Genomic DNA, 23,714 nt, shown 5'->3' with positions numbered 1-23,714 from the left:
CGGATAAGGTGTTCCACGGACGGCTCCCTTGTTTGAGATCTCAACGAACTCATTCTGGCACATCCGATGCCGTCGGGCGCCGTCCACCCCATCATGCCGTGACCTTAGCCGAGGGGTGCAGCGGAGCAGGATGCTGCACCGCTGCAGCGCTCTGATGTAGCGGCATGGATCCTGGGATCTGCGCCGCGTCGCTTCGCTCCTTGCTTCGCCCCAGGATGACGAAACGACGGGCGCCTCGGCCAATCTCCAAAGTGTACGATCCGCCGGCGCAAAAACCGTCCAAATGTCAACCTTCCGCGCCCGGGAACCTAATGCACCGCAGCGTACATGATCTTCTCCTCCGTCGCCTCGGCAGGCGAGAACTCCTCGACGATGCGGCCTTGCCGGCAGACCAGGATGCGGTCGGACAGGTTCATGATCTCCGGCAGGTAGGACGAGATGACGACGACGGCGAGGCCCTCGTCGGCCAGCCGGTTGATGATCTGGTGGATCTCGGCGATGGCGCCGACATCGACGCCGCGCGTCGGCTCGTCGAAGATGACGATGCGCGGCTTTTGCACCAGCCCCTTGCCGATCACCACCTTCTGCTGGTTGCCTCCGGAAAGCTCGACCACGCGCGCATTATCGTTGATCGCCTTGACGTTCAGCGTCCTGGTCCATTCGGCAGACAGCGCCCGCATCTCCTGCGCGTTGATTACCCAGCTCTTTTCCCGCCCCGCCGCTAAAAAGCCGCCGAACAGGTTCTCGGCGACGTCCATCGTCTCGAAAATCCCCTCGCTCTTGCGATCTTCGGTGACATAGACGATGCCGTCCGCCACCGCCTCGCTCGGCACGAGATAGCGCACCGGCCGGTCGTCCAGCTCGATGGTGCCGCCGCGCAGGAAATCGCGCTTGTAGATGCCGGAGACGATCTTGAATGTCTCGGTGCGGCCCGAGCCGATCAGCCCGAACACGCCGGTGATCTGGCCCTCGAAGATCGAGAAGGAATTGTTGCGCACGACATTGCTCATCGAGATGTCCTGCACCGACAGCACCTTCTTGCCGGCCTTGCGCAGCCTGGTCTCGTCGCGCTGGCTGTAGAGCTGCCCCGACAGCGTGCGCCCGACCATCGCAGCGACGATCCTGTCGCGATCGAAGGCGGCGGTATCGTCGGTGATCACCAGCTCGCCGTCGCGCAGGATGGTGATGCGGTCGGCGATATCAAGCGCCTCCTCGAGCGCATGGCTGATGAAGACGATCGACACGCCCCTTACCTTGAGCCGGCGGATCAGCGCGAAGAAGTGCCGCTTTTCCTCTGGCGTCAGCGTCGCCGTCGGCTCGTCGAAGATGATGATCTCGGCATTGTGGTGGACGGCGCGCGCGATCTCGACCATCTGCCGCTTGGCCGCGCCCAGCGTCGCCACCATGGCATTGGGGTCGACGGGAAAATTCAGCGACTGCAGGAACTGCTGCGCCGAGATGTAGGTGCCGCGCAGCCGGTTGAGAAAGCTCTCCGTGCCGAGATAGAGGTTCTGCGCCACCGTCATCGACGGCACCAGGCTGGTTTCCTGGAACACCATGGCGATGCCGGCTTCAAGTGCCGCATGCGGCGAGGCGTAGGCGATCTCCTGACCCTTGTGGAACATCTTTCCCGATGTCGCGTCGACAACGCCGGCGATGATCTTGGTCAGCGTCGATTTTCCGGCACCGTTCTCGCCGAGCAGCGCGTGGATCTCGCCCTTGCGCAGTTCGAAGCTGACATTCTTCACCGCGGGCACGCCGCGATAGGTCTTGGTCACGTTCTCCAGGCGGACGATCGGTTCCATCAGCGATGCCCTCCTGAAGTCAGGTCGATGGCCAGCAGGCAATCGCCGCCTTTCGAGGCAATGAACAGGCGACCGTCTGTCTCCGCCACGCTGCAGATGCCGTGGCGCGTGCCGTTGGCGCGGCTGTGCAGGCTGAATTGCGGCCGCATCTCCCGATCGAGCCTGACCACCAGCCCGTAGGAGCGGCTCGGCGACCACGGCTTGTGGATGCCCATAGTGCGGATGCCGCCGCATTGCAGCGGCTCGAGGAAGCTGCGGTTGGAGGCGAGTGCCGGCGCGATCCAGTGTTGCGGAGACACTTGCGCCAGCATGTCGTTCCGATAGCGCGTTTCCTGCAGCACGAATTCGATCAGACGGTTGCGGGGCGCAAACAGCGCCAGCCAGGCACCGCCATCGGCGGCGGGCGATAGCCGCGCGGGATAGCCGGGCAGATGCGCCAGCACCGTCGAGCGGCTGCCTGTCGCGCCGTCGAAGCGGACGAGTTGGTGCCGCCAGCTCTCGCCGACCAGCACGTCCTTGCCGGTTGGATGCAGCCCATAGGGAAAGGCGATGTCACCGGCGAGCTTGCGGAATTCGCTGCCTGCCGGATCGCGCTTCCACAGCGAACCCGACGCACCCTTCTTCATCAGATCGGCGGCCCATTCCGACGGCACGTGTTCGGCCGAGCCATTGGCCAGCCAAAGCGTGCCATCTTCCGCGTAGGCGAGTGCTGTTATGCAGCGGATCTCGGCCGGCAGGGCGGCCTCCTTGCCTGCAATCAGCAGCCTGCCGCTTTCGAGCCCGACCGTCAGTTCGCTGGCGGGCGAGCGCGCGAGCGCTGTGGCCACGGCCGGAAATGTCTCGACCAGAACAGGCGCGCCACCGGCGGCGAGCGCGTAGAGGGCATTGCCGCTGGACGCCAGCAGCCGGCCGTCGGCGACCAGCAGATTGTCGGGCTCGGGCAGTTCGGCGAAGGCCGCAACATCGTCCAGCAGCGTGTTCGGCCTGAAGGCACCGTCGAGCGGCGGGATGGTAACCGCCTTGCCGCGGAAGATGTCGAGGATCGGGTCCAGCATCATGGCTTGGCACCCCAGTAGGAAGCGGGGCTGGTCCAGTTCGGGTCGGCGCCGGCAATCCTGTAGCGGCCGATCCGGTTGTTGAGGATGCCGCCGACGAACAGAAAACCCTTATGCTCGCGCATCGAAGTCACCATCGGATGCGCGGCGCCCGACAGGTCGCCCATCGCCTCGACGATGCCGCCGTTCTCGTTGAATTTTACCACACCGCCGGTGTTGATGTTGGGAAAAAGCCATTCGTCCTGCGGCAGCCGGCGCGTCATGCGCTTGCGCATGTCGGGATGGCGCAGCGACAGGTCGAAGCTCGGCGTGCGCATGCCGAGCCAGGCCATCCAGTAATTGCCGTCGGAGGCACGGTTGATGTTGTCGGGGTAGCCCGGCATGTCGCGGATGACGCATTCGGCAACGCCCGCCTTCGGCCCTTCCAGCCAGTAGCGGTGCACGCGGCAGGCCCAGCTTTCGGCGAAGAACAGCGACTTCCCGTCATGCGCCATGCACACGCCATTGGTGTAACGGTAGCCGTCGAGCAGCGTTCTCGTCGAGCCGTCCCTCGGGTCATAGACAAGCAGCCGCCCGGTGGCGCGGTTCTCGATCGAGTCCAGCGCCCAGTCGTGCGCGTCATAGCGCTTGGTGGAATCGGTGAAGTAGATGCGGCCGTCCGGCGCGATGTCGCAATCATTTGGGTCGCGCAGCCGCGCATCGTCGACGATCGAGGTCCAGGAGCGCGACGTTTCCGCCGAAAGCCGCTTCACCTCGCGCTGCGGCGAAACCGAATAAAGCCCCATCGCGCCGACGCAGCTGATCAGATTGCCTGTCTTGTCGAAGGCCAGGCCGAGTGGAAAGCCGCCAATATGCGCAAAGACCTCCGAGCGTTTGTAGTCCGGCGCGAAGAAGCGGACGATCTCGCCATGCCTGGTGCCGCAATAGAGATGGTCGTCGCGGTCGAGGATGACGTCTTCCGGCCCTTCCAGCTCGCCGAGCCCGATATGGTCAGCCCCAGACAGCCGGTTGTCGAGCTCGTAGGGGGTGCCCGAGCCCGGTGCGGCCGACTGCGTTGCGCCCATTTTCAGATAGACCGGTGCGACGTAGACCTCGTCCAGCACCTTGTGTCGGTTCTTCAGCCAGCGAATGTCGATGGTGACGGCGACGGCCAGCATGATGCCCAGCACCATCTGGTTGGTGCCGGTGCCATAGCCCAGCCGGATCAGCCCGTTGGTCATCGTCAGCACGATGATTGCGCCCATCAGCCCCTTGATCACCGAACCGCGGCCGCCGCCCAGGCTGACGCCGCCGACGACCGCCGCTGTCAGTGCCATGACCTCGAGGTTGAGGCCTGTGCCCGGCCCTGCCCCGCTCAGCCGGCAGGCAATGAGGAAGCCGCCTAGCGAGGCGCAGAAGCCGGAGAACACATAAGTCATGAACACGGTGCGGCGTACGCGGATGCCGGCATTGTGAGCCGATCGCCGCGACCCGCCCACCGCCTGCACATGCCAGCCGGGCCGCGAGCGCGTCAGCGCGACATGCGTAATAATCGCCAGGATAATCGCCGCCCACACCGCAACCGACAGGCCCCAGAAGGTGTCGTCGCCGATGAAGTCCAGCACATCCGATGTGGCATCGGAAAGCTGGACGTCGGCGGCATAGGTGGTGACCAGTATGTCGAACAGCGCCCGCCCGAAGATGAAGGTGACCAGTGTCGTCAGGAAAGCGCGCAGCCTGAAATAGCCGATCAGGTAACCGTTGATCGCGCCGAACAGCAGGCCGGTGGCGATCGAGGCGGCCAGCGCCAGCCACACCGATTGTTCGAGGATGAAGAAGACGAAGACGGCGGAAAAGCAGGACAGCGCGAAGATCGAGCCGACCGAAAGGTCGATGCCGCCGCCAAGCATGACCACCGTCATGCCGGTGACTACCAGCGAGAACTCGCCGAGCTGGCGGGTCGATTCCTGTAGCGACATCGGCTTGAAGAAGCCGGGAATGATCGAACCGAACACGCCGAGCGTCGCCACCAGCGCCAGGAAGGGAATGGCGTTGTCGGTCCAGCGTTTGCTCAATATCTCGCCGACGAGATGGTCGGGCACGAGATTGTAGCGCCAGGACTGGAGGCGTTCGCGAAAGGACATCGGTTGCTGCTATTCGAGAGAAAAGGGAAAAAGGGGCCGGGCTATCCGCAGAACAATCGCCTCAGGTTTGCGCTGCCCCTCACCCTTACCCTCTCCCCGTATAGAGACGGGGAGAGGGGGTCGCCAGCGTTGGAGCGTATCCCTTCTCACCGTCACTATACGGGGAGAAGGTGCCGGCAGGCGGATGAGGGGCAGCGCGAAGCTCAGGAAAGCCGGCCTACTTGGCCGCAGCTTGGGCTTGCAGTGCTTTCAAGTCCCAGCAGCTGTCCGGCTTGAGGTCGGCCTTGGTTGTCGCCTTCTCCAGCGTGTAGATGTAGGTGTGCGAGGTGCCGGCCGGCTGGCCACTCTGCAACAGGAACTTGATGACGGCGTTCATGTCACCCGACTGGCGGGCAAGGTCGGTCATCACCACCGCGCCATAGGTGCCGTCCTGCAGCTTGTCGCAGTCGGCGGTCTTTTCGCCACCGCCGGTGGTGACCAGAAAGACTTTGCCCTCGAGCTTGGCATCGCGGATCGCAGCCGATGCGCCGGTCGCGTCACCATCCCAGAAATCGATGATGGCGCAGATGTCGGGGTTCTGCTGCAGCATCGTCGTCGTCACGTTGCGCGAGGTCGTCGCATCCCAGTTGGAGTCCGGCTTGGCCACGACCTTGAAGTCGGGGTTCTTGTCCAGCACCTTCATGATGCCGGCATACTGGTAGAGGCTCGACGAGTTGGCCTGGTCGCCCTGCACCAGCCCGATCTTCTTGGAGGAGTTCGGCCCACAACCCTTGATCGCCGCTTCGGCTTCCAGCTGGCCGAGCCGATCCCAGTCGCTGCCGACAAAGGCATCGGCCGGGAAGTTCGCCGGATTGTCGACCAAAAGCACATAGGTGCCGGCCGCCTGCGCCTTCTTCATCAGCTTGGCATAGGAGTTGAGGTCCGGCGAGTGGATGATCAGCACGTCCGGCCTGGCGTCCGACGAGATTGCGTCGGTTATCGCCTGCGCGCCGGCATCGACCACCCAGTTCGGGTCACGCGTCTCGAACACGCCGCCCCAGGCCTCGACCTCCGTCTTCAGGTAATGCGCCCAGCCCTGTGCCAGGTCGAAGCCCATCGCCATCGGCACCAGCATCACACGCTTGCCCTTGAGCGCTTGCGAATAGGCGGCCGGACCCGGATCTTCTGCAGCGAAGCCCGGCGCCACGAAGGCGGAGATGGCAAGCGCTGCCGCGGCAGCCATAAATGTCCTGATGATTTTCATGTCACATCCTCTGGTTTGGTATGTCGTTCGCGGCCGGCCCCAACCGTTCGCGTCAGTCTAAATGTCGCCCTGCTGCGCGGTCTGCTCGTCGCGCGGATTGATGAACCCATCGACGATGATCGCCGCCAGCAGGATCGCGGCCTTGATCAGGTTCTGATAGAGCAGCGGAATGTCGATGATGGTCATGGCGTTGAGCAGGATGCCGATCAGCGCGGCACCCACCAGCACGTTGCGCACCCCGCCCCGCCCGCCAGACAGACCGATGCCGCCGATCACCGCCACCAGCACGATGTCGTAGAGCAGCGTGGAATTGACGATGCGGGTGTTGATTGAATGCAGGCTGGCCGCAGTGAGCAGGCCGGCAACCAGCGAGACCAGGGCCGACAGCACGTAGCGCAGCACCAGCATCGGGCGCACTGGAATGCCGATATTGCGCGCCGCGACCGGGTTGTCGCCGGCGAAATAGACGTAGCGGCCCCATTTGGTGTAGCGCAGGAACAGAAAGAAGGCGAAAGCCAGCCCGGCGAAGACAAACACCTCGACCGGGACGTCGAGGAAACGCAGCCCGCCCAGAAGCTCGACCCAATGGCCGGGCGGCACCGGCACGGCGTCCTGCGTGATCAATTGTGAACGCACATAGCCGAAGACGAAGGACGCGGTCGCCAGCGTCACGAAGATCGCCGGGACCTCGGCGTAGGCGACCAGGATTCCGTTCAACAGCCCGATGGCGAGAACACCGGCGAGCACATAGGCGAAGGCCAGCCCGTCGGGCATCCCCGAATTCAGCAGTTGCAGATACCACGCGACCGACATCGCCATGATCGCCACCGCCGACAGGTCGATGCCCCTGCCGATGATGACGACCGCCATGCCGAGCGCCAAGATGCCCAGCACCGAGACCGAGCGCACGATGGCAACGAGATTGTTCGAATTGATAAACCCGGGCAGTCCGATGGCGGCGGCAATGAACAGCACAACCGCGATGGCAAAGACAATGCCCTCCTGGTTAAGGCTTCTCCAGTTTCGCCAGCCGGTCGCGTTCATTGCCCGCTTTCACCCGCGATGGCTACGCCCTGCTCCCTCTGCGGCCATCGGAACGAAAGCTAATCGGCTCAAGACCAATTCGTCAAATGAATCCGCGCATTGCAGGCCGGCTTGCGAGGAAATTCCGCGCTTGGATGCACCGATTGGCGAGGCTGGCGCAATGCCGGGAACTCAAGCTGTTTTGCAATTGATCGCGCCGATCGAAGCGCCGGCAAAGGTTTGCTCCGGAACGAGCGAAGCAGGCATAATTTATGTCCGCGATTGCCGCTGGATTCCTGTGTCAAATCCGCAAAACATGGCCCGAGACCTCGGCGCCGGCAGCCTTCGGCAACGCCAGGAAGCGACACGAGGCGACGAGCCCGATTGCGCCGATCGCCACGAAGGCAAGTCGGAAGTCGACGAGATCGAGCGCCGCAGCGCCCCTGGCGATCTGCGACAGGTTGAGCAGTGCCGCGGCGACCGCTACGCCGAACAGCATCGCTATCTGCTGCAGCATGCTGGACAGCGTCGCCGCCGAACTACGCTGCTGTGAGGCCACATCGGCGAAGGCCAGCGTGTTCAGCGCGGTGAACTGCATCGAGCGCGAAAGGCCGGCGATCAGCATCAGCACCACCACCAACGCTTGCGGCGTCTGCGGCGAAAGCGCCGCGCAGGCCATGATCGACAAGGAAGCGATCACCCCGTTGACGATCAGCACCGAACGGAAGCCGAAGCGCCTCAGCGTCGGCGTCGTCACCGCCTTCATACCGAGATTGCCGAGGAAATAGGCCAGGATCATCATGCCCGCATCGACCGGGCTCAGGCCGAAGCCGACCTGGAACAAAAGCGGCAGCAGGAACGGCGTGGCGTTGATGGCGATGCGGAAGATCGTGCCGGCCGACAGCGTCGAGATGGCAAAGGTCTGCACCTTGAAAGCTGTGAGATCGAGCAGCGGATGGTTGGCGCGTTGCAGATGCCGCACCGCCAGCCAGCCGACCAAAATGCCCGTGCCGAGCAGTGCCACGGTCGGCAACACACCCTTTTGCGGATGCGCGATGCGCTCGAGGCCATAGAGCATCGCGGCGAGCCCCACCGAGGTCAGCAGGAAGCCCGGCCAGTCGAGCGGCTTGGCTCCGGCTTCGCGGTCCCCAGGGATAAAGCGGGCGACCAGCGCCAAACCGGCAACCCCAAGCGGAATGTTGATGAAGAAATTCCAGTGCCAGGAGAGATAAGTGGTGATGAAGCCGCCAAGCACCGGCCCGACCACCGGCGCAAACAGCGCCGGCCAGGTGATCAGCGCCGTGGCGTTGAGAAGCTCGGATTTCGGCGCGTTGCGCAATACCAGGATGCGGCCGACCGGCGTCATCAGCGCGCTGCCCAGGCCCTGAACCGCGCGTGCGGCGACGAACTCGGCCAGGTTCTGTGAGATGCCGCAAACGAGCGAGGCCAATGTGAACAGGGCGATCGCCACGAGGAAGATGTTGCACGCGCCAAAACGGTCGGCAACCCAGCCGGACAGCGGCACGAACACCGCCATGGTCAGCATATAGACGGTGATGCCGATGCTCATCGCCACCGCCGGCACGCCGAAGGATTCTCCCATCTGCGGCAGCGACGTCGAGATGATGGTCGAATCCAGAAGCTGCATGAAGAAGGCGACGGCGACGATCAGCGCCACCCGCCGGGCTTGCCGCGCCGCCGGCGCGGTTTCGGGCAAGGCTTTGTTTTCGGGAATGGCGGTCATGCACAGAACTGTCCGAAGGGGAATTTTCACCCGCTCCATCGGCAACCGCACAATTGTCCGGCAAACCGATGACGCACCGGCTTCAACAGCATCTGGCCGGTGCCGTCCAGACCTGGTCCAACAAACTTTCGTGTGGCATCGCAGCCGGCCATGCGATGACCCGGCCCTGGCGCCGAACCGGCCTTTCACGATCCGCGATGATGCTTTGTGCCGCTGCCGGGGCGTCTTATGCGGCTTCGATCTTCTCCAGGAACAGGCTGAGCTGGTCCGGGTCCATGTGCACGACGTGCCTGTCTTCGGGATAGGCCAGGCTGTTCACATCGGCGACATATTCGGAGAAGGCAGCGATTCGTTCGGCCTGCAGGCGATCGTATTCGGCGGCGAAATTGCGATAGACCTTGGAATGGCGCGGCATGTGGCCACGGTTCTGGCCGAGGATGTCGTCGGCGAACAGATACTGCGCGTCACAGCCGGTGCCCGCTCCCATCGACAGCATGATCAGCGACGTGCGTTCCGAAATCGCCTTGGCCACCTCGACCGGTACCACCTCGATCTCGGCGCCGATCGCGCCGGCGGCCTCCAGTTGCTTCACCGCCTCGAACACCTGCATGGCGGTATCGGCGGTCTTGCCGACAGCCTTGAAGCCGCCCGTCCAGGTGGCGCGTGACGGGATGAGGCCGACATGGCCGATCACCGGAATGGCATCGTCGGCCATCCGCTTGATGGTGGCGTACCCGGCGCTGCAATAGACCGCATCGGCGCTGGCCTTGTAGAGCCGGAACGCCCAGCGGACGAAATCATCGGCGGTGCCGATTTCGAAGAAATTCTCGCCCGGCATGGTGAACAGGCTGGGTGCCGCATCGCGGTATTGCGGATTGAGTACCAGCTCCGGCGGCACCGAGACGATATCGACGCCGGCGCGTTCGGCGGCCTCGGCCTCGTCCATCGTCAGCACGCGCAGCATCGTCAGCTGCCGCTTGCCCTTCATGGCACGCAGATCTGCGACGGTCGGTCTTTTCCGGCTCATGGATTTTGGTCCCCTTTGCTACGTGACAGAAGGCCGGTCAGGCGATCTGGATCATCACCTTGCCAGCTTCGACCTTGACTGGATAGGTCGCGAGATTGACGCAAACGGGAGCGCCCTTCGCCTGGCCGGTCTTATAATTGAAGCGGCCATTGTGCTTGGGGCATTCGATGATGTCGTCCATCACAAGCCCATCGGCCAGATGCGCCTTCTCATGCGTACAAAACCCATCGGTGGCGAAGAATTCATCGTCCGGCGAACGGTAGATCGCGAAGGTGCGGCCGCCATGGTCGAAGCGGATGACATCTTCCTCTTCGACATCGTCCACGGCGCACGCTTCGACCCAATCGGCCATCTCTATCTCTCCTGAAATTTCTGCGTTGCGCTTGTGCGCAGTACCTACTCAGCCGCTGCCGACATGTTCACTTCGTGGAATTCGCCACGATAGGGCCGTGCGGTTGGCGGCAGTTCGCGCTTGAGGAAATAATCCTCGTATTTGAGCTGCCTGAGCAGGACAGGCCAGACCTCGCGATAGGCATGCCATATCGACGGGTTCGGCTCCGGCAGATCGTGCTTGATCAGTTCATGCAGACTGGGCAGCGCGTGATAGGGCACCATCGGAAACATGTGGTGCTCGACGTGGTAGTTCATGTTCCAGTAGATGAACCGGCTGATCGGGTTCATGTACACGGTACGGGTGTTGAGCCGGTGATCGACGACGTTGTCGGCCAGACCGATGTGTTGCAGCAGGCCGGTCATCACCATGTGCCAGGTGCCGTAGAGGCGCGGCACGCCGATGAGCACCACCGGCACCCACGACTGCATGGTGAGGGCGAGTGCTATCGTGGCGATGTAGACGGCGATGTGCCAGCGCGCCGCGATGACGGCCTTGTGCTGTTCCATCTCGGGAACGTAGCTTTTCTCGTCGGGCGTCAGCTTGCCGAACGCCTGGCGTACCAGTGCCGGAAGCGAATAGCGAAAATCGAGGATGCCGGTGAAAGCCAGCGCCGCACGCAAAAGGTCCGGCGGGCGCATCACGGCGATCTCGGCGTCGCGGCCGACGATGATGGTGTCGGTGTGGTGGCGGGCATGGCTCCAGCGCCAGGTCACCGGGTTGCGCATCAGCATGAAGCTGGCGATCTGGTAGACGACATCGTTCATCCAGCGCGTGCGGAAGGCAGTGCCATGGCCGCATTCGTGCCAGCGCGAGTCGCTGGACGAGCCGTAGAGCACGCCGTAGACGAAGAAGAACGGCACGCACCACCAGGTACCCCAGAAATAGATGGCGCCGGCGGCCGAGCCGAGGATGGCGACGATCCAGATGATCGTGTCGCGGATCGCCGGGCCGTCTGAGCGCTGCATCAACTCCTTGATCGCCTTGCGGGGAACATCCGTGTGGTACCACTCCGCCGAGGCAAGCCCGGTTTCGATCGCCCTGCGCGTGCTTTCGCCGACCAGGCTGTAATCGCGCTTTACCGTGCCAGCCATTGTGACCTCCAATTCCCGATCGGCCGCGAGCCCTCCCCGCTCCAGCCGGAACCAGCCTCCCAACTGGTGTCCCGTATCGTCGTCGCCATTATCACGACCTGCCTCCAAGAACAGGAAAACGGCCCGACGGCTGGGGATAATCCTGCTGCGGCTGCCTGGCGATTGCAGCGATCCGGCTTTCGGCGGCGGCGATCTCGCCGGCGCCGTCGAGGACCCGGAACGCCGCATCGTAGGAGCGGCTCTCGCCATGCTCCAGCCAGATCATCTCGCCGCGTTCGCGCGCCGCCAGATTGCCCAGCACATGATGCGTCGACGGCTCGATGCCCAGCGCGTACTGCCCGGCCTGGAAATTCTGCCATTGATAGGCGCAAGGCAACTGGTCCTTGCGCGTGACGACCTCGAAGCCGAGGCCGAGCCTGTCGTTGACCACCGCCACCGGGACTTCGCCGGTGCTGTCGGCGCCGAGTTCATGCTGCCAGACCTGTTCCTTGAACCCCGGTTGCGGCGCCGGCACCGTGCGGTAGCCGACCTTCTGCGCTTCATAGCGCTCGCCGGCATGGCCTGCCCAGATGACGTCGCGGATCGGCGCCAGGTAGCGCGCGCCCTCGTCGAGCACCGGATGGCTGACATTGATGTGGTAGAAATACATATGCGGCGTAAGGTTGAAACCGTGATTGACGACACGGTCCGAAAGCCGGATCTCGTTGCCGCCGACATCGGCCTCGATCCGCCGCAGCAGGTGCAGATCCTCGCCGAATACAGTCGATTGCTGGACGATGCCTTCGGCCCACAACACGCAGCGGTCGCCGTCCCAGGTCTCGCCATAGCCGGTCAGCCGCGCCGGAATGGTGCTGACGCGGCCGTGCAGCGAATGGCGCACCGTCTTCTTCGGCGGGTAGTTGTAGGTATCGGCCGGTACTTCGTTCATGAACAATATATGGTCGAGGCCGCAGGTCAGCAGAAGGCCGGAAAACGACCGCGCCCACGCCAATCCCTCCTCGCCTTCATATTCGTGCAGGCCGGGATGGCGAAAACCGCTCGGCGAGTGCCAGCCGATCGCCTGGCCCCTGAAGTCGCAATCGGCGATATCGAGCGCCCGGTCGACCAGCGCGGTGAAGCGCAGGCCGGAGCCGGTGCGGAATTCGAGCATGCGGATGCCGCGCTCGACGCCGTCGCCAAGCGTCATCAGCCGCACGCCGGCGAACTGCGACAGCATGCCCGAGCGTTCCGAGACCTGCCGGCGCGACAGCGTCTTGCCGTAAAGCTCTACCATGTGACGGCCAGTTCTTTCACTTTGCTCCCGTCCTTCACTTCGCTCTCGTCTCCTTGAGCAGGGCCGACATGTCGGCACCGGTGATGATGCTTTCCACGGTCAGCAGATCGGTATCGGCGACCGTCTGCTCGGCGACGATCTCGCCGCGGCGCATGACGATGATGCGATCGGCGACCTGGAAGACGTGATGGATGTTGTGGGTGATCAAAAGCACCGAATGACCGGCGTCACGCACTTCCTTGACGAAGCGCAGCACGCCGTGCGTTTCCTCGACGCCGAGATTGTTGGTCGGCTCGTCGAGGATGATGACCTTGGCGGCAAATTGCATGGCACGCGAAATGGCGATCGATTGGCGCTCGCCGCCCGACAATGTGCTGACCAGTGCATCGGCGTCGAGTTTCTTCGAGATGCCGACGCGCTTCAAAAGCGCCGAGGCGGCATCGCGCAATTTGGCAAGGTCGAGCGGCGCGAACACGCCCAGCCATTTGAGATTGACCGGCTCGCGGCCGAGGAAAAGATTGCGCGCGATGCTGAGGTCGGGCGCCAGCGAGGTGTCCTGGTGGATGGTCTCGATGCCGAGATCCATCGCGTCGCGCGTCGAGCGGATGGAGACCTTCTGGCCGCGCACATAGATCTCGCCGCGATCGACCGGAAACACGCCCGAGATCGCCTTGATCAGCGTCGATTTGCCGGCGCCGTTGTCACCGAGCAAGGCCACCACTTCGCCCTCGTTGAGCGCGAAGGACGCGTTCTTCAGGGCGCGGACGCTGCCGAAGGATTTTTGCAAATTCTGCAGCCGAAGCACTTCCATGATCAGCTCCTGGCGGCGTTCTTCTGCAGCAAAGCGTGCAGGATGAGCATGGCAAGGATGATGACGCCGACGAAGATGTTGTAGGCGAGCCCAGGCACGCCGATCAGCACGATGCCGTTGCGGATGCTGCGCAGCATCAGCGCGCCGACGATGGTGCCTAAAATGGTGCCGCGTCCACCGGTCAGCGCGGTGCCGCCAACCACCACCATGGCGATCACTTCGAGCTCGTAGCCGGTGCCGGCCACCGGCGAGGCGGCAGAGATGCGGAAGGCGCTGATCATGCCGGCGAGACCGGCCAGCACCGAGGTGAGGATGAACAGCCAGATCTTGACCGCATCGGCCGGCACGCCGCGCGCTACGGCGGCGTTACGGTTCGAGCCGATAGCGCTGATCCAGTTGCCGAGCTTGGCGTAGTGCAGCACATAGATCGCCAGTAGCGACAGGCCGATGAACCACCACAGCGAGGTATAGAAACGGAACGTTCCGATATTGAAGCTGCCGGCCAGCAGCGTCACGAAGAAGCCTGGCTGGTTCCAGGATTTCAGCGGAAAGCCTTGGGTGATGTAAAGCGCTGCCCCACGCACGACGAGCAACATCGACAGTGTCACCAGGAAGGACGAGATGCCGATCTTGGTGACGATCAGGCCGTTGATCGCACCGATCGCTATGCAGAGCAGCAGGCCGGCCAACAGCGCGACGCCAATATCAAAGCCGCCGTTCTGCACCAGCAGCATGACCACGACCGGCGCTAGCCCGAACACGGCACCGACCGAAAGGTCGAACTCGCCCGCCGTCAGAAGCAGCGTCATGCCGAGGGCGATGATGCCGAGCTCGGGCAGGAACGCCATCATGTTGGAGATGTTGAGCGGCGACAGGAAATTGGCGTCGGCGATCGCGAACACCGCCAGCAGGACAATCAGGATGACGAGCGAAGAGAACTGTGGCGAGCGCATCAGGCTCGACCTGCGTTTGGCACGCGGCATTTCCTCTTCTGCGGCAATTGTCATGACTGTTTCGACCATATCTCAGGGTGACGCCCGCCGCCTGCGCGGCGAGCGTCAGTTCCAATCACTTGTTGTAGAGTTTCAGGATCGGTTCGACGCTCGACGCGTCGTAGAGGCTGAACGTGTGGATGTCGTAGCCGATCGGTTCGCCAGCGGCGGCCAACCCGAGCAGCGCCACCGGCATGAAGCCCTGCGCTGACGGGAACTGCCAGGCAGCCGCGTTGATGAAGCCGGACTTCACTGACTCGGCCGTTTCCTTCGAATTGCCCCAGCCGACGACCGGGATTTTGCCGGCCGGCACGCCGGCGCCGTCGAACACCCGCTTGACGCTGGCCGCGACGGAATCGCCGAGCGCGATGATCGCCGGCGGGTTGTTGGCGACCATGTAGTCGGTCATCTTGGCGATGATGCCGGCCGGATCGGTGCCGCAATCGACCACATCATATTTGATGCCGAGCGGATCGAAGACGCTGGCGATGCCTTCGGTCTCGAGCTGCTGGTAGCTGGCGCCCGGCACTTCGACCGGCAGGAACACCTTGTCGCCCTGCTTCACCATCTTGTGGTCGACCAGATATTTCGCCCAGATGACACCGGCCTCCTTGAGATCGGCGCCGACATATGCCTGCCGGCCGGTTGCCGGATCGTCGGTGTTGAAGAACACGATCGGGATACCGGCCGCCTTGGCTGCCTTGACCTCCTCGGTCCACAGGCCGGGCTGCGCCGAGGTCGTGGCGATGCCGTCCGGCTTGGCGGCGAGTGCCGAGTTGAAGGCCTCCTTCTGCGCCGCCATGTCGCCACCGCTGAACGAGATCTTGCAGGTCACCTTGAGCTGGTCGCAGGCCTTGGTGGCGCCGGCATTCCAGTCGATCCAGAAGGCATCCGACGGGCCGCCATGCGACAGCAGGTAGAACGTCTTCTGAGCGTCCTGCGCCAGCGCCGGCGTACCCAGCGCCACACCGGCGAGAACGGTCGCCGCGGCAGCGATTTTCAACGCGAATTTCAACATTTCTCTTCCTCCCTTGTTTCGTAGCCGAACCGCGCCATCACAGTCCGTTGGCGCGGAATTTCCCGTCGAGGAATTTCTTGGCGCGCGGCACGTCGTCTTCCGAAAGATGCTCGATGATGACCGGGATGTTCGGGTGCTTTTCGGCCAGCCGCTTGAGATAGAGGTCGTAGTTCAGCGAACCGAGACCGGGCGCCGGCAGCTCGATCTCGCCGACGCCGCGGAAAGTGTGGCTCTCCAGCGCGTCCTCGTCGCCGATGTCGGCGTGCTTCTCCGACTTGTCGCCGCCGGAGCGTTTGACGTCCTTGGCGTGGGCTATCTTGATCTTGTCGGTCAGCGTGTCGAACACCTGGTTCAGGATCTGGTCCATCCTGTCGATGTTGTGCGTTTCGAAATAGTTGGTCGGGTCCATCAGCAGGCCGAGGCCTGGGTGGTCGACCTGCGCGAACATCCTCACCGTCTCCTCGACCGAGCCGACGACATTGTTGACATAGGTCTCGAGCAGGAAGACCGCGCCGTGGTCATAGGCGGTCTGGGCAAGGTCGGCGATGACCTTGCGGCATTCCTCAAAACCTTCCTCGGTCTTGTTCTTCGGGTGATGCACCCAGTCGGACTCGGTGTTGTAGGTACCGGTTTCCGAGATCACGTAAGGGGTGCCGAAATGGCGTGCGTTGCGGATGATCTCCTTCAAATAGCCGACGCGCCTCTCGCGCTCGCCCATATCCGGATGGATGATGTTGGTGTAGCCCGATACGCAGCAGATCGGCAGATTGTGGTCGCGGAACGTATCGCGGACAGTCTTGGCCTTGTCCTTGGTGATCTGTCCGGCGGAAAGGTCGATATCCCTGAAATGCAGGTCGAGCTGCACGGTGTTGAAATCGAGCGCACGGATCTTCTGCGCGGTCTCCTTGAGGCCATACGGGAAATAACCCGTGAAAATACCTGCCTGCATCATGGTGTGAAGTCCTCCCTGTAAGTGATTCAGTCAGTTGATATTTCGGAAAGTTTGACTGTCCGGCCCTTGTCGATCGAACGATAGCCGGCTTCGACCAGCGCCATAGTCTTGACGTTGTCGGCGACCGACAGCGCCGGCGGCTCGCCCGTCTTGACCGCGTGCTGGAGCTGCTCCATGACGCCGATAAAAGCATGCGGGAACCACATCGTGTCCCAGCTGGGTGTCACCCATTCACCACCGGTGGTCTCGGTCGAGGCATAGGTCAGCGTCGAGGCAGCGCCAGTCGGCCAGCCGATGGTACCCTTGGCGACGCCCTTGGTGCCGTCGACGCGCCAATTGATGTGCTGGTCGTCCTTGTAGCCCTCCTGGCGCGGCCCGGACCAGACATCCTCCAGCGATACGGCGAGCACGCCGGACGGGAACTTGATCGTCGACACGGTGATGCCGTCCGAATGGTCGAAGCGGGTGCGCGGGTCCTTGCGGGTCAGGGTGGTGATCTCCAGGGGATCGCCGAACAGGAAGCGCAATACGTCGAGATGGTGGACGCTCATATTGGCGAGCGTCAGCCGGTCATAGTCCTCGAGGAAGCTCTGCCAGTGCGGGATCGCATGCATGTCGATCTGGGCGAAAACGATGTCGCCGAGCGCGCCGCTGTCGATGATCTGCTTCAAGACGCGCATCGACTGGTCGTAACGCATGTTCTGGTTGACCGAGAGGATCTTGCCTGCCTTGGCCGCCTCGTCGCGAAGTTTGACGGCCTCTTCAAGGGACAGCGCCAATGGCTTCTGCGCCAGGATCGCCTTGATATGTGCCTGCTTCAGAGCATGGCGGATCAGCGCCGGCTGCTGGTCGGGCGGAAAGGCAAGGTCGATGATCTCGACGTTCTTGTCCTCGATGAGCTGTTCCGGCGTGTCGTGGACGGTTGGGATATCCCAGCGTTTGGCGACCTTCTCGGCGCTGGCCTTGGTCCGCGAGGCAATCGCCACCACGGGGAAACCGGCTTCCTTGTAGGCGGCAAGGTGACATTCGGCCATGATCATGCCGGCGCCGACGCAGCCGATCCTGTATTCCCTGGTGCGGACTTTAACGTCCGGCTCGAAGCCGTTGCCCACCATTTCTTGGCTTGCCATATGTTCCTCCCGAAGCTCGTTCCTTGCAGCCGCCGTCATCGTGCCAGCGCTCCCCCGCTCTGTCCGAAATAATGCACCCTGCCCGGCTCGCAGGATATCGCCACCATCGCGTCCGGCCTGATGTCTGGCTGGCCGCGCAACAGCGCCCGCAGACGCGCCTGCCCGGCGGCGAGCGTCACAACGGTGTAGCCGCCGAGCGGCTCGACCGCGAACACTCGCGCCGGGCGGCCCGCGCCCTCCTCCGACCAGGCCTTAACCTTGATGTCTTCCGGCCTGAGCCCGATCTCGACGGCATCGGCCGGCGCAGCCTTGTCCGCGATGCGGATCGTGCCTTCCGCCGCCTCCACGCCTTCCGCGCCGTGCACCGACTTCAATATGTTCATCATCGGCGACCCGAGCAGCCGCGCCACATAGGTGCTGGCCGGCCGGTCATAGATCTCGGCCGGCGCGCCGATCTGCCTGATCTTGCCGTTCTCCAGAATGGCCATTCGGTCGGCGACCGACATCGCTTCTTCCTGGTCGTGCGTGACATAGATCAGCGTCTTGCCGAGCTCGCGCTGGATGCGCTTCAGCTCGACCCGCGTTTCCTCGCGCAGCCGGGCGTCGAGCGCCGAAATCGGGTCGTCCATCAGATAGGCGGCGGGATCCCGTACCAGCGCACGGGCGATCGCCACGCGCTGCCGCTCACCGCCTGAAAGCTGTGCCGGCGGCTTGTGCAGGATATGGCCGATATGCAGCTTGGCCGCGACGTCGGCGACGCGCTTTTCGATCTCGGCTTCGGCGACCCGGCGTTCGACCAGCGGAAAGCGGATGTTGTCGCGCGCGCTCATATGCGGAAACAGCGCCAAATTCTGGAACACCATGGCGACGTTGCGGTCGGCCGGCGACACTGTGTTCACCGGCTTTCCGCCGATCAGGATCTCGCCCGCGTCCGGGGTTTCCAGCCCGAGCACCAGACGGAGTATCGTCGACTTGCCCGACAGCGGCGGCCCGAAGAAGCAGAAGAACTCATTGTCGTTGACAATGAACGAGGCGTCGTCGACGGCGAGCGTGTTGCCGTAGCGTTTGGTCACATTGCGGAAGGCGATATCGGCCATGGTCTCAGCCCGCTCTCAAGGCAAGGCCGGTGACGGCGTCGAAGACGCGCACCGCCTCCACCGCAGGTGCGACGACGGCTGTCTGCCCGATCGCCAGCCCGACATCATTGTCGAACACCGCCTTAACCGCGGTCTCGCCGTCGCCAAGGTGGATGATGGTGCGCGCGCCGATCCGCTCGACGAAACTCACCGGCATCGACAGGCCACGGCCGTCTTCAGCCAGCGTCACCTGCTCCGGTCGAAAGCCATAAAACACCTCGCCGCGCATCAGGCGTGCCGCATCGGCGATCTCGACCGGCAGCGGCGGTGTCACGCCGAGTGGCCCGAGATCGACGACCAGGCCACGGTCGCTTTCCGCCGGCCAGCCCTTGAGCAGGTTCATGCCCGGCGCGCCGATGAAGCGGGCGACGAAGACATTGGCCGGATCGTTGTAGACTTCCAGCGGCGTGCCGACTTGCTGCAGCACGCCATGGTCCATCACCGCGATGCGGTCGGCCATGGTCATCGCTTCGAGCTGGTCGTGGGTGACGTAGACCATGGTCTGCCGGAACTGCCGCTGCAGCTGCTTCAGTTCGGTCCGCATCACCGCCCGGAAGGCGGCATCGACATTGGAAAGCGGCTCGTCGAGCAGGAAGATCGCCGGCTCCATGATCGCCGAACGGCCGATCGCCACCCGCTGCAATATGTTTACCGACAGCCTGTCGGCCTTGCGGTCGAGCAGCGGCGTCAGTTGCAGCATCTCGGCAATGGCGCCGACACGGCGGTCGATCTCGGCCTTTGGTGCGCCGCGTATTTTCGGCCCGTAGGCGAGGTTCTGCCGCACGCTCATATGAGTGAAGATCGCATAGTTCTGGAAGACGAAGCCGACGCCGCGCCGCCCCATCGGCACGCCGGCCATGTCGCGCTCGCCGAACAGGATCTTGCCGCTGGTCGGCTCTTCCATGCCGGCGATCATGTTCATCGTCGTCGACTTGCCGCAGCCGGACGGCCCCAGCAGCGCCATGAACTCGCCGTCGGCAATGGCCAGGTCCATCGTCTTCAGCGCGGTGAAATCGCCAAATTTCTTGACCAGGTTCTGCAGATGGATGGTGCTCATCAGGCCGCCACCTCGCGTACCCGAGCCATGCGTTTCATGGCAAACACCGCGGCGATGGACAGCACGATCAATATGGCCAGCGCGATTGCCGCCACATAGCCCCAGATCAGGTCCTGGGTGGTGAGCTTGTAGATGTAAACGGAGATGGTTTCGGTAGCGACGCCAGGACCGCCGCCGGTCATGATGTAGAGCGTGTCGAAGATCTTGAAGTTCTCGATCACCCTGATCGCCAGCGCGATGATGATGATCGTCTTCATCTTCGGCAGCACGATGGTGATGAATCGCTGCCAAGGGTTGGCACCGAGCAGCGTCGCCGCCTTGATCTGGTCCTCAGGCACGCCGACCAGGCCGGCAAGGAGGATCAGGAACATCAGCGGCGTCCACTGCCAGATGTCGGCGACCATGACGGCGATGAGTGCCAGCGTCGGGTCCGACAGCCAGGCAATGGTGACGGGAACGCCTGAGATCGCCGACAGGATGTCGTTGACCGGGCCGCCTGACTGAAACAGCATGAAGAACATGTAGCCGGCCACCGCCGGCACCACCATCATCGGCATCAAGAGGATCGAGTAGAAGATCCGTTTGCCGGGGAACTCGTCGGCAAACAGCGTCGCGAGCGCCAAGCCGAGCAGGAACTCCGCCGGCACGCAGACGATCATGACGATGGCCGTGCGCTTCAGCGCGCTCCAGAAGCGCGCATCGGCGGCAAGGTCGGTGTAGTTGGCGAAACTGTTCCACATCGACCAGGCGTTCCACCAGCCGGCGCCCGACAGCGGCGACCAGTCGGTCAGGCTGATGTAGAGCTGCATCAGGAGCGGGAAGACGGCGATGAACAGCACCAGGATCTGCGCCGGCAGCGTCAGCCGGAATCCGAGCTTTGCGCCCTCGTCCGGCAGCACCGACGCCGCTTTGGAGGCTTGCATGTCGCCCTCCGAAATCGTCGCAGTCACCGTGCTCATTGCTTGAGCGCCCCGAAGGTCAGCCCGCGCACCAGATGGCGCTGGATGGCGATGCCCATGATGACAGGCGGCACTGCGGCTATCAGGCCGAGCGCCGCCTTGGCGCCGTAGAGTTGGCCGGTCATCGAGGAGGACAGCGAGGCCATGTAGACAGGGACCGTCACCCATTCGCGCGTCGTCAGAAGCAGCGCAATCAGATAGTCCGACCAGTTGAGAATGAAGACGAACAGCGCGGCACTGGCCAGCGGCGCGCGCATCATCGGCAGCGTGATGCGCGTGAAGACGCGCCACCGCGAGCAGCCCTCGACCAGCGCCGCCTCCTCGATCTCGCGCGGCATGTCGTCGAAGAAGGTCTTCATCAGCCAGAAGGCGAAAGGCAGCGTGACGATGCCGTAGATCAACGACAGCCCCCACCAGCTGTCGGTGAAGTTGAGGAAGGCCCACATGATCATCACCGGGGTCATGACCGCCATCGGCGGAAACAGGCGAAGCTGGATCAGCGCCAGCGGCAGGTTCTGGCCCGAGCCGAAGCGCGACAGACCGTAGGCCGCCGCGGTGCCCGCCGACATGGCGATTGCCGTACCGAATGTGGCCGACAGCAGCGACGACAGGATCGGCTTCAAAGCTGTGCGGTCGAGGGCGACGATCAGATTGTTGGTCGACTCACCGAAGACGAAGCGGAAATTGCTGAGTGTCGGGTTCTTCGGCCACCATGTCAGGTCGGCGCCGGTCGCCGACCATTCGGCGATCGGCTTGAACGCCATCGACACCATCCACAGGATCGGCACCAGCGTCACCGCCATCGCCGCAAGGATCGCGGCATAGCGGAATATCTCGAAAGGAACTGAACGCTTCATCTTGCGGCTTTGCTGGGTCCTTCGTTGCCGAGGGGAAGAGCGACCGCTCCTCCCCTTCTTGGTAGGATCCTTGGAAGGATCAGGCGATCGGATCGAGGACGGTCGGCCAGGCCTCCTTGTTGGTCTTGATCGCTTCGAGAAGCTTCTCCTCGCCGGTGCGGCGGGCAATCTTCTTCCACTCGGCCTCGGTGTCGGCCATCGCCTGCTCGGCTGTCTTGGCCTTGGTCAGCGCGGCGACGAGGTTCTCGTCCAGCGCGTTGTGGAAGGCGGTAGCGCCGGGATAGTTGATGGTGGGCACGGTGCGGGCGACCGTCTCTCGCACCACGTCCATGTGGTAGGCGTGATAGGTCTGGCGAACCAGCGGATCCGAGAAATCCGATAGCCGGAACGGATCGAAGTAGCCGCCCGGATTGGCAGTCATCCAGGCGTAGATGCGGCTTGAGCCCAGCCACTGCAGGAACAGGTAGCAGGCCTCCGGATTCTTGGCTTGCGAGGACACCGACGCCGACAGATTGAGCCACAGCACCGACCGGCTGACCAGCTTGCCGTCGATTTCGCGGCCGGGCGGCAGCATCGAGCCGATCTTGCCGGTGACAGCTGAATCCTTGTTGCCGGCATTGTCGAGGAATTTCGGCAGATTGGAGAAGGCACGGGTCATGGCCGCGCCGCCCTTGGCGAAATTGCCGTACTGCTCCGGCCAGCCCCAGGAGATCGCATCCGGCGAATGGTGCGAAAGCGACGCGATGTACTCGCTGGTCGCCGCGATACCTTGCTCCGAATTGATCAGCGGCTTACCGGTATCGTCGAACAAGAACTGATTGGGCGAAGCCATTGAGACATAACGCTGATACCAGTTGGTGTAGCCCCAGCCCTGGTTGCGCAGATCGGTCGAGCCGAACAGGCCCTTGTCCGGGCGCTGGAAGAAAGCCGCGATCTCGTCATGCTGCTTCCAGGTCTTCGGCGCCGCCAGTTCATAGCCGTATTTGTCGGAGAAAGCCTTCTTCTCGGCTGCGTCGCCGAACAGATCGGTGCGGTAGACCCAGGTCTGGAAATCGCCATCCAGCGACACGCCGTAGGTCGAGCCGCGATACTGGTTGAGCAGCGAGACGCCCTTGGCGCCGCCGACATAGCCGCGCTCGGGATCGTCCCATTCCGGCTTGTATTGCGCGACGAAGTCGTCGAGCTTGAGGATGCCGCCGGTTTCGGCGAGGTCGCCAAGACGGTTCCATTCGACCGCGTAGATGTCATACGCCCCACCCTTGGTGGAGATGTCCTGCATCGTCTTGGTGAATTCCTGGCCGTTTGGCACACCGACGATTTCCAACGGAATGCCGGTTTCCTTCTCCCAGAGATCCTTGATCGACGGCGCGCCGGCCGGAAACGGCTGGGTCAACTGGCCGATCGAGCCGTCGGACAGGCCAAGTACGATCTTGGCCGGCGCCTTGCCGGCGCCCTTCATCGCCTTGGCCGCCTCGATGGCGCGGCCCTCCGGCGTATCGGCACCATATTGATAGCGCTCCGAACCGTCGAAACCCGTCGGGCCACCGATCATGCCGGGCGCCAGGGCATCGGCCGCATAGGCACGGCTCGGACGAATGAATTTCGGTGCAATACCTGCGGCGGCAACAAGGACTCCCGCCTTTCCACCGGACGCCAGCAAACGGCGCCGCGACACGCGGACCAAATTCGACATTGGAACTCCTCCCTCAGGGCCTTGTTTCCTCCACGGCCCTTATGATGGATATTGACGGCACTATACGAAGCCTGTCAACATCATAAATAATCAAAATACATCATAACATCTCACGGGAGGGGAAGAATGGCGTTTGTAAGGGCTCTCATACTGAAGCCGGTGCTTGACTTTGAGGGAGCCCGGCTGCCCACCTCCCCGCTTTGGTCTGCTTGGGCACTCTGGTGTAGCGCAACGGCTTGCGCATCGGCCAAGGCCGGTTACATCATTTCCCATCAGAATCGCGGACGGCGATGAAGCCGCTCTCCGACGGTGGACCCATGAAATGCGTGAT

At 63.2% G+C, this 23,714-nt stretch carries 20 protein-coding genes; all 20 read right to left on the bottom strand.

Annotated elements, in window-relative coordinates; genetic code table 11:
- Positions 1-308: 308 nt before the first annotated feature.
- Positions 309-1,805 carry a sugar ABC transporter ATP-binding protein gene (locus tag NKJ15_RS29720; protein WP_352819340.1) on the bottom strand — a complete coding sequence of 499 codons (1,497 nt, stop codon included), beginning with the start codon at positions 1,803-1,805 and terminating at the stop codon, positions 309-311.
- Positions 1,805-2,863 carry a hypothetical protein gene (locus tag NKJ15_RS29715; RefSeq protein WP_352819338.1) on the bottom strand — a complete coding sequence of 353 codons (1,059 nt, stop codon included), beginning with the start codon at positions 2,861-2,863 and terminating at the stop codon, positions 1,805-1,807. The genes NKJ15_RS29720 and NKJ15_RS29715 overlap by 1 nt, the downstream gene beginning before the upstream one ends.
- Positions 2,860-4,983 (bottom strand): ABC transporter permease, encoded by a 2,124-nt coding sequence (locus NKJ15_RS29710; protein WP_352819337.1) that lies wholly within the window; start codon positions 4,981-4,983, stop codon positions 2,860-2,862. Before NKJ15_RS29710 ends, NKJ15_RS29715 begins: the two co-directional genes overlap by 4 nt.
- A 217-nt stretch (positions 4,984-5,200) precedes the next feature.
- On the bottom strand, positions 5,201-6,226 hold the full coding sequence (locus tag NKJ15_RS29705) for a sugar ABC transporter substrate-binding protein (RefSeq protein ID WP_352503657.1): 1,026 nt from the start codon (positions 6,224-6,226) through the stop codon (positions 5,201-5,203).
- Positions 6,227-6,283: 57 nt separating this feature from the next.
- On the bottom strand, positions 6,284-7,270 hold the full coding sequence (locus NKJ15_RS29700) for an ABC transporter permease (protein WP_352819336.1): 987 nt from the start codon (positions 7,268-7,270) through the stop codon (positions 6,284-6,286).
- 280 nt (positions 7,271-7,550) lie between these two features.
- Entirely contained in the window at positions 7,551-8,993 is a 1,443-nt protein-coding gene (locus NKJ15_RS29695; RefSeq protein ID WP_352819335.1) for a DHA2 family efflux MFS transporter permease subunit, read from the bottom strand.
- Positions 8,994-9,219: 226 nt separating this feature from the next.
- On the bottom strand, positions 9,220-10,020 hold the full coding sequence (locus NKJ15_RS29690; protein ID WP_023675787.1) for a 3-methyl-2-oxobutanoate hydroxymethyltransferase: 801 nt from the start codon (positions 10,018-10,020) through the stop codon (positions 9,220-9,222).
- A 37-nt stretch (positions 10,021-10,057) separates the two neighbouring features.
- The gene (locus NKJ15_RS29685) at positions 10,058-10,372 is read right to left on the bottom strand and encodes a MocE family 2Fe-2S type ferredoxin (RefSeq protein ID WP_023675786.1); all 315 of its coding nucleotides are present in this window, start codon (positions 10,370-10,372) and stop codon (positions 10,058-10,060) included.
- A gap of 44 nt (positions 10,373-10,416) precedes the next feature.
- A complete protein-coding gene (locus NKJ15_RS29680; protein ID WP_352819333.1) occupies positions 10,417-11,505 on the bottom strand; it encodes a fatty acid desaturase family protein in 1,089 nt (362 codons plus the stop codon).
- Positions 11,506-11,596: 91 nt separating this feature from the next.
- On the bottom strand, positions 11,597-12,778 hold the full coding sequence (locus NKJ15_RS29675) for an aldose 1-epimerase family protein (protein WP_352819332.1): 1,182 nt from the start codon (positions 12,776-12,778) through the stop codon (positions 11,597-11,599).
- A 34-nt stretch (positions 12,779-12,812) separates the two neighbouring features.
- Positions 12,813-13,595: an ATP-binding cassette domain-containing protein gene (locus tag NKJ15_RS29670; RefSeq protein ID WP_352474248.1), complete on the bottom strand. Its 783-nt coding sequence runs from the start codon at positions 13,593-13,595 to the stop codon at positions 12,813-12,815.
- Entirely contained in the window at positions 13,592-14,596 is a 1,005-nt protein-coding gene (locus tag NKJ15_RS29665) for an ABC transporter permease (RefSeq protein ID WP_245274659.1), read from the bottom strand. Before NKJ15_RS29665 ends, NKJ15_RS29670 begins: the two co-directional genes overlap by 4 nt.
- 61 nt (positions 14,597-14,657) lie before the next feature.
- Positions 14,658-15,599: a sugar ABC transporter substrate-binding protein gene (locus tag NKJ15_RS29660; RefSeq protein ID WP_023675781.1), complete on the bottom strand. Its 942-nt coding sequence runs from the start codon at positions 15,597-15,599 to the stop codon at positions 14,658-14,660.
- Between the two features lie 37 nt (positions 15,600-15,636).
- Positions 15,637-16,551 (bottom strand): sugar phosphate isomerase/epimerase family protein, encoded by a 915-nt coding sequence (locus NKJ15_RS29655; RefSeq protein WP_352772987.1) that lies wholly within the window; start codon positions 16,549-16,551, stop codon positions 15,637-15,639.
- Between the two features lie 26 nt (positions 16,552-16,577).
- Positions 16,578-17,666 (bottom strand): Gfo/Idh/MocA family protein, encoded by a 1,089-nt coding sequence (locus NKJ15_RS29650; protein WP_352749199.1) that lies wholly within the window; start codon positions 17,664-17,666, stop codon positions 16,578-16,580.
- Positions 17,667-17,716: 50 nt separating this feature from the next.
- Positions 17,717-18,778 (bottom strand): ABC transporter ATP-binding protein, encoded by a 1,062-nt coding sequence (locus tag NKJ15_RS29645; RefSeq protein WP_352819330.1) that lies wholly within the window; start codon positions 18,776-18,778, stop codon positions 17,717-17,719.
- Between the two features lie 4 nt (positions 18,779-18,782).
- Positions 18,783-19,874 carry an ABC transporter ATP-binding protein gene (locus NKJ15_RS29640; RefSeq protein WP_352819328.1) on the bottom strand — a complete coding sequence of 364 codons (1,092 nt, stop codon included), beginning with the start codon at positions 19,872-19,874 and terminating at the stop codon, positions 18,783-18,785.
- Entirely contained in the window at positions 19,874-20,833 is a 960-nt protein-coding gene (locus tag NKJ15_RS29635) for a carbohydrate ABC transporter permease (RefSeq protein WP_352819326.1), read from the bottom strand. The genes NKJ15_RS29640 and NKJ15_RS29635 overlap by 1 nt, the downstream gene beginning before the upstream one ends.
- A complete protein-coding gene (locus tag NKJ15_RS29630) occupies positions 20,830-21,690 on the bottom strand; it encodes a carbohydrate ABC transporter permease (protein ID WP_254820511.1) in 861 nt (286 codons plus the stop codon). The genes NKJ15_RS29635 and NKJ15_RS29630 overlap by 4 nt, the downstream gene beginning before the upstream one ends.
- 79 nt (positions 21,691-21,769) lie before the next feature.
- Entirely contained in the window at positions 21,770-23,383 is a 1,614-nt protein-coding gene (locus NKJ15_RS29625) for an extracellular solute-binding protein (RefSeq protein WP_352819324.1), read from the bottom strand.
- Between the last annotated feature and the right edge of the window lie 331 nt (positions 23,384-23,714).

Source organism: Mesorhizobium sp. M0207 (assembly GCF_040321995.1).
Classification (GTDB): domain Bacteria; phylum Pseudomonadota; class Alphaproteobacteria; order Rhizobiales; family Rhizobiaceae; genus Mesorhizobium.
Note: the sequence above shows the minus strand (reverse complement) of the source record. Positions and strands in the feature narration are given on the sequence as shown.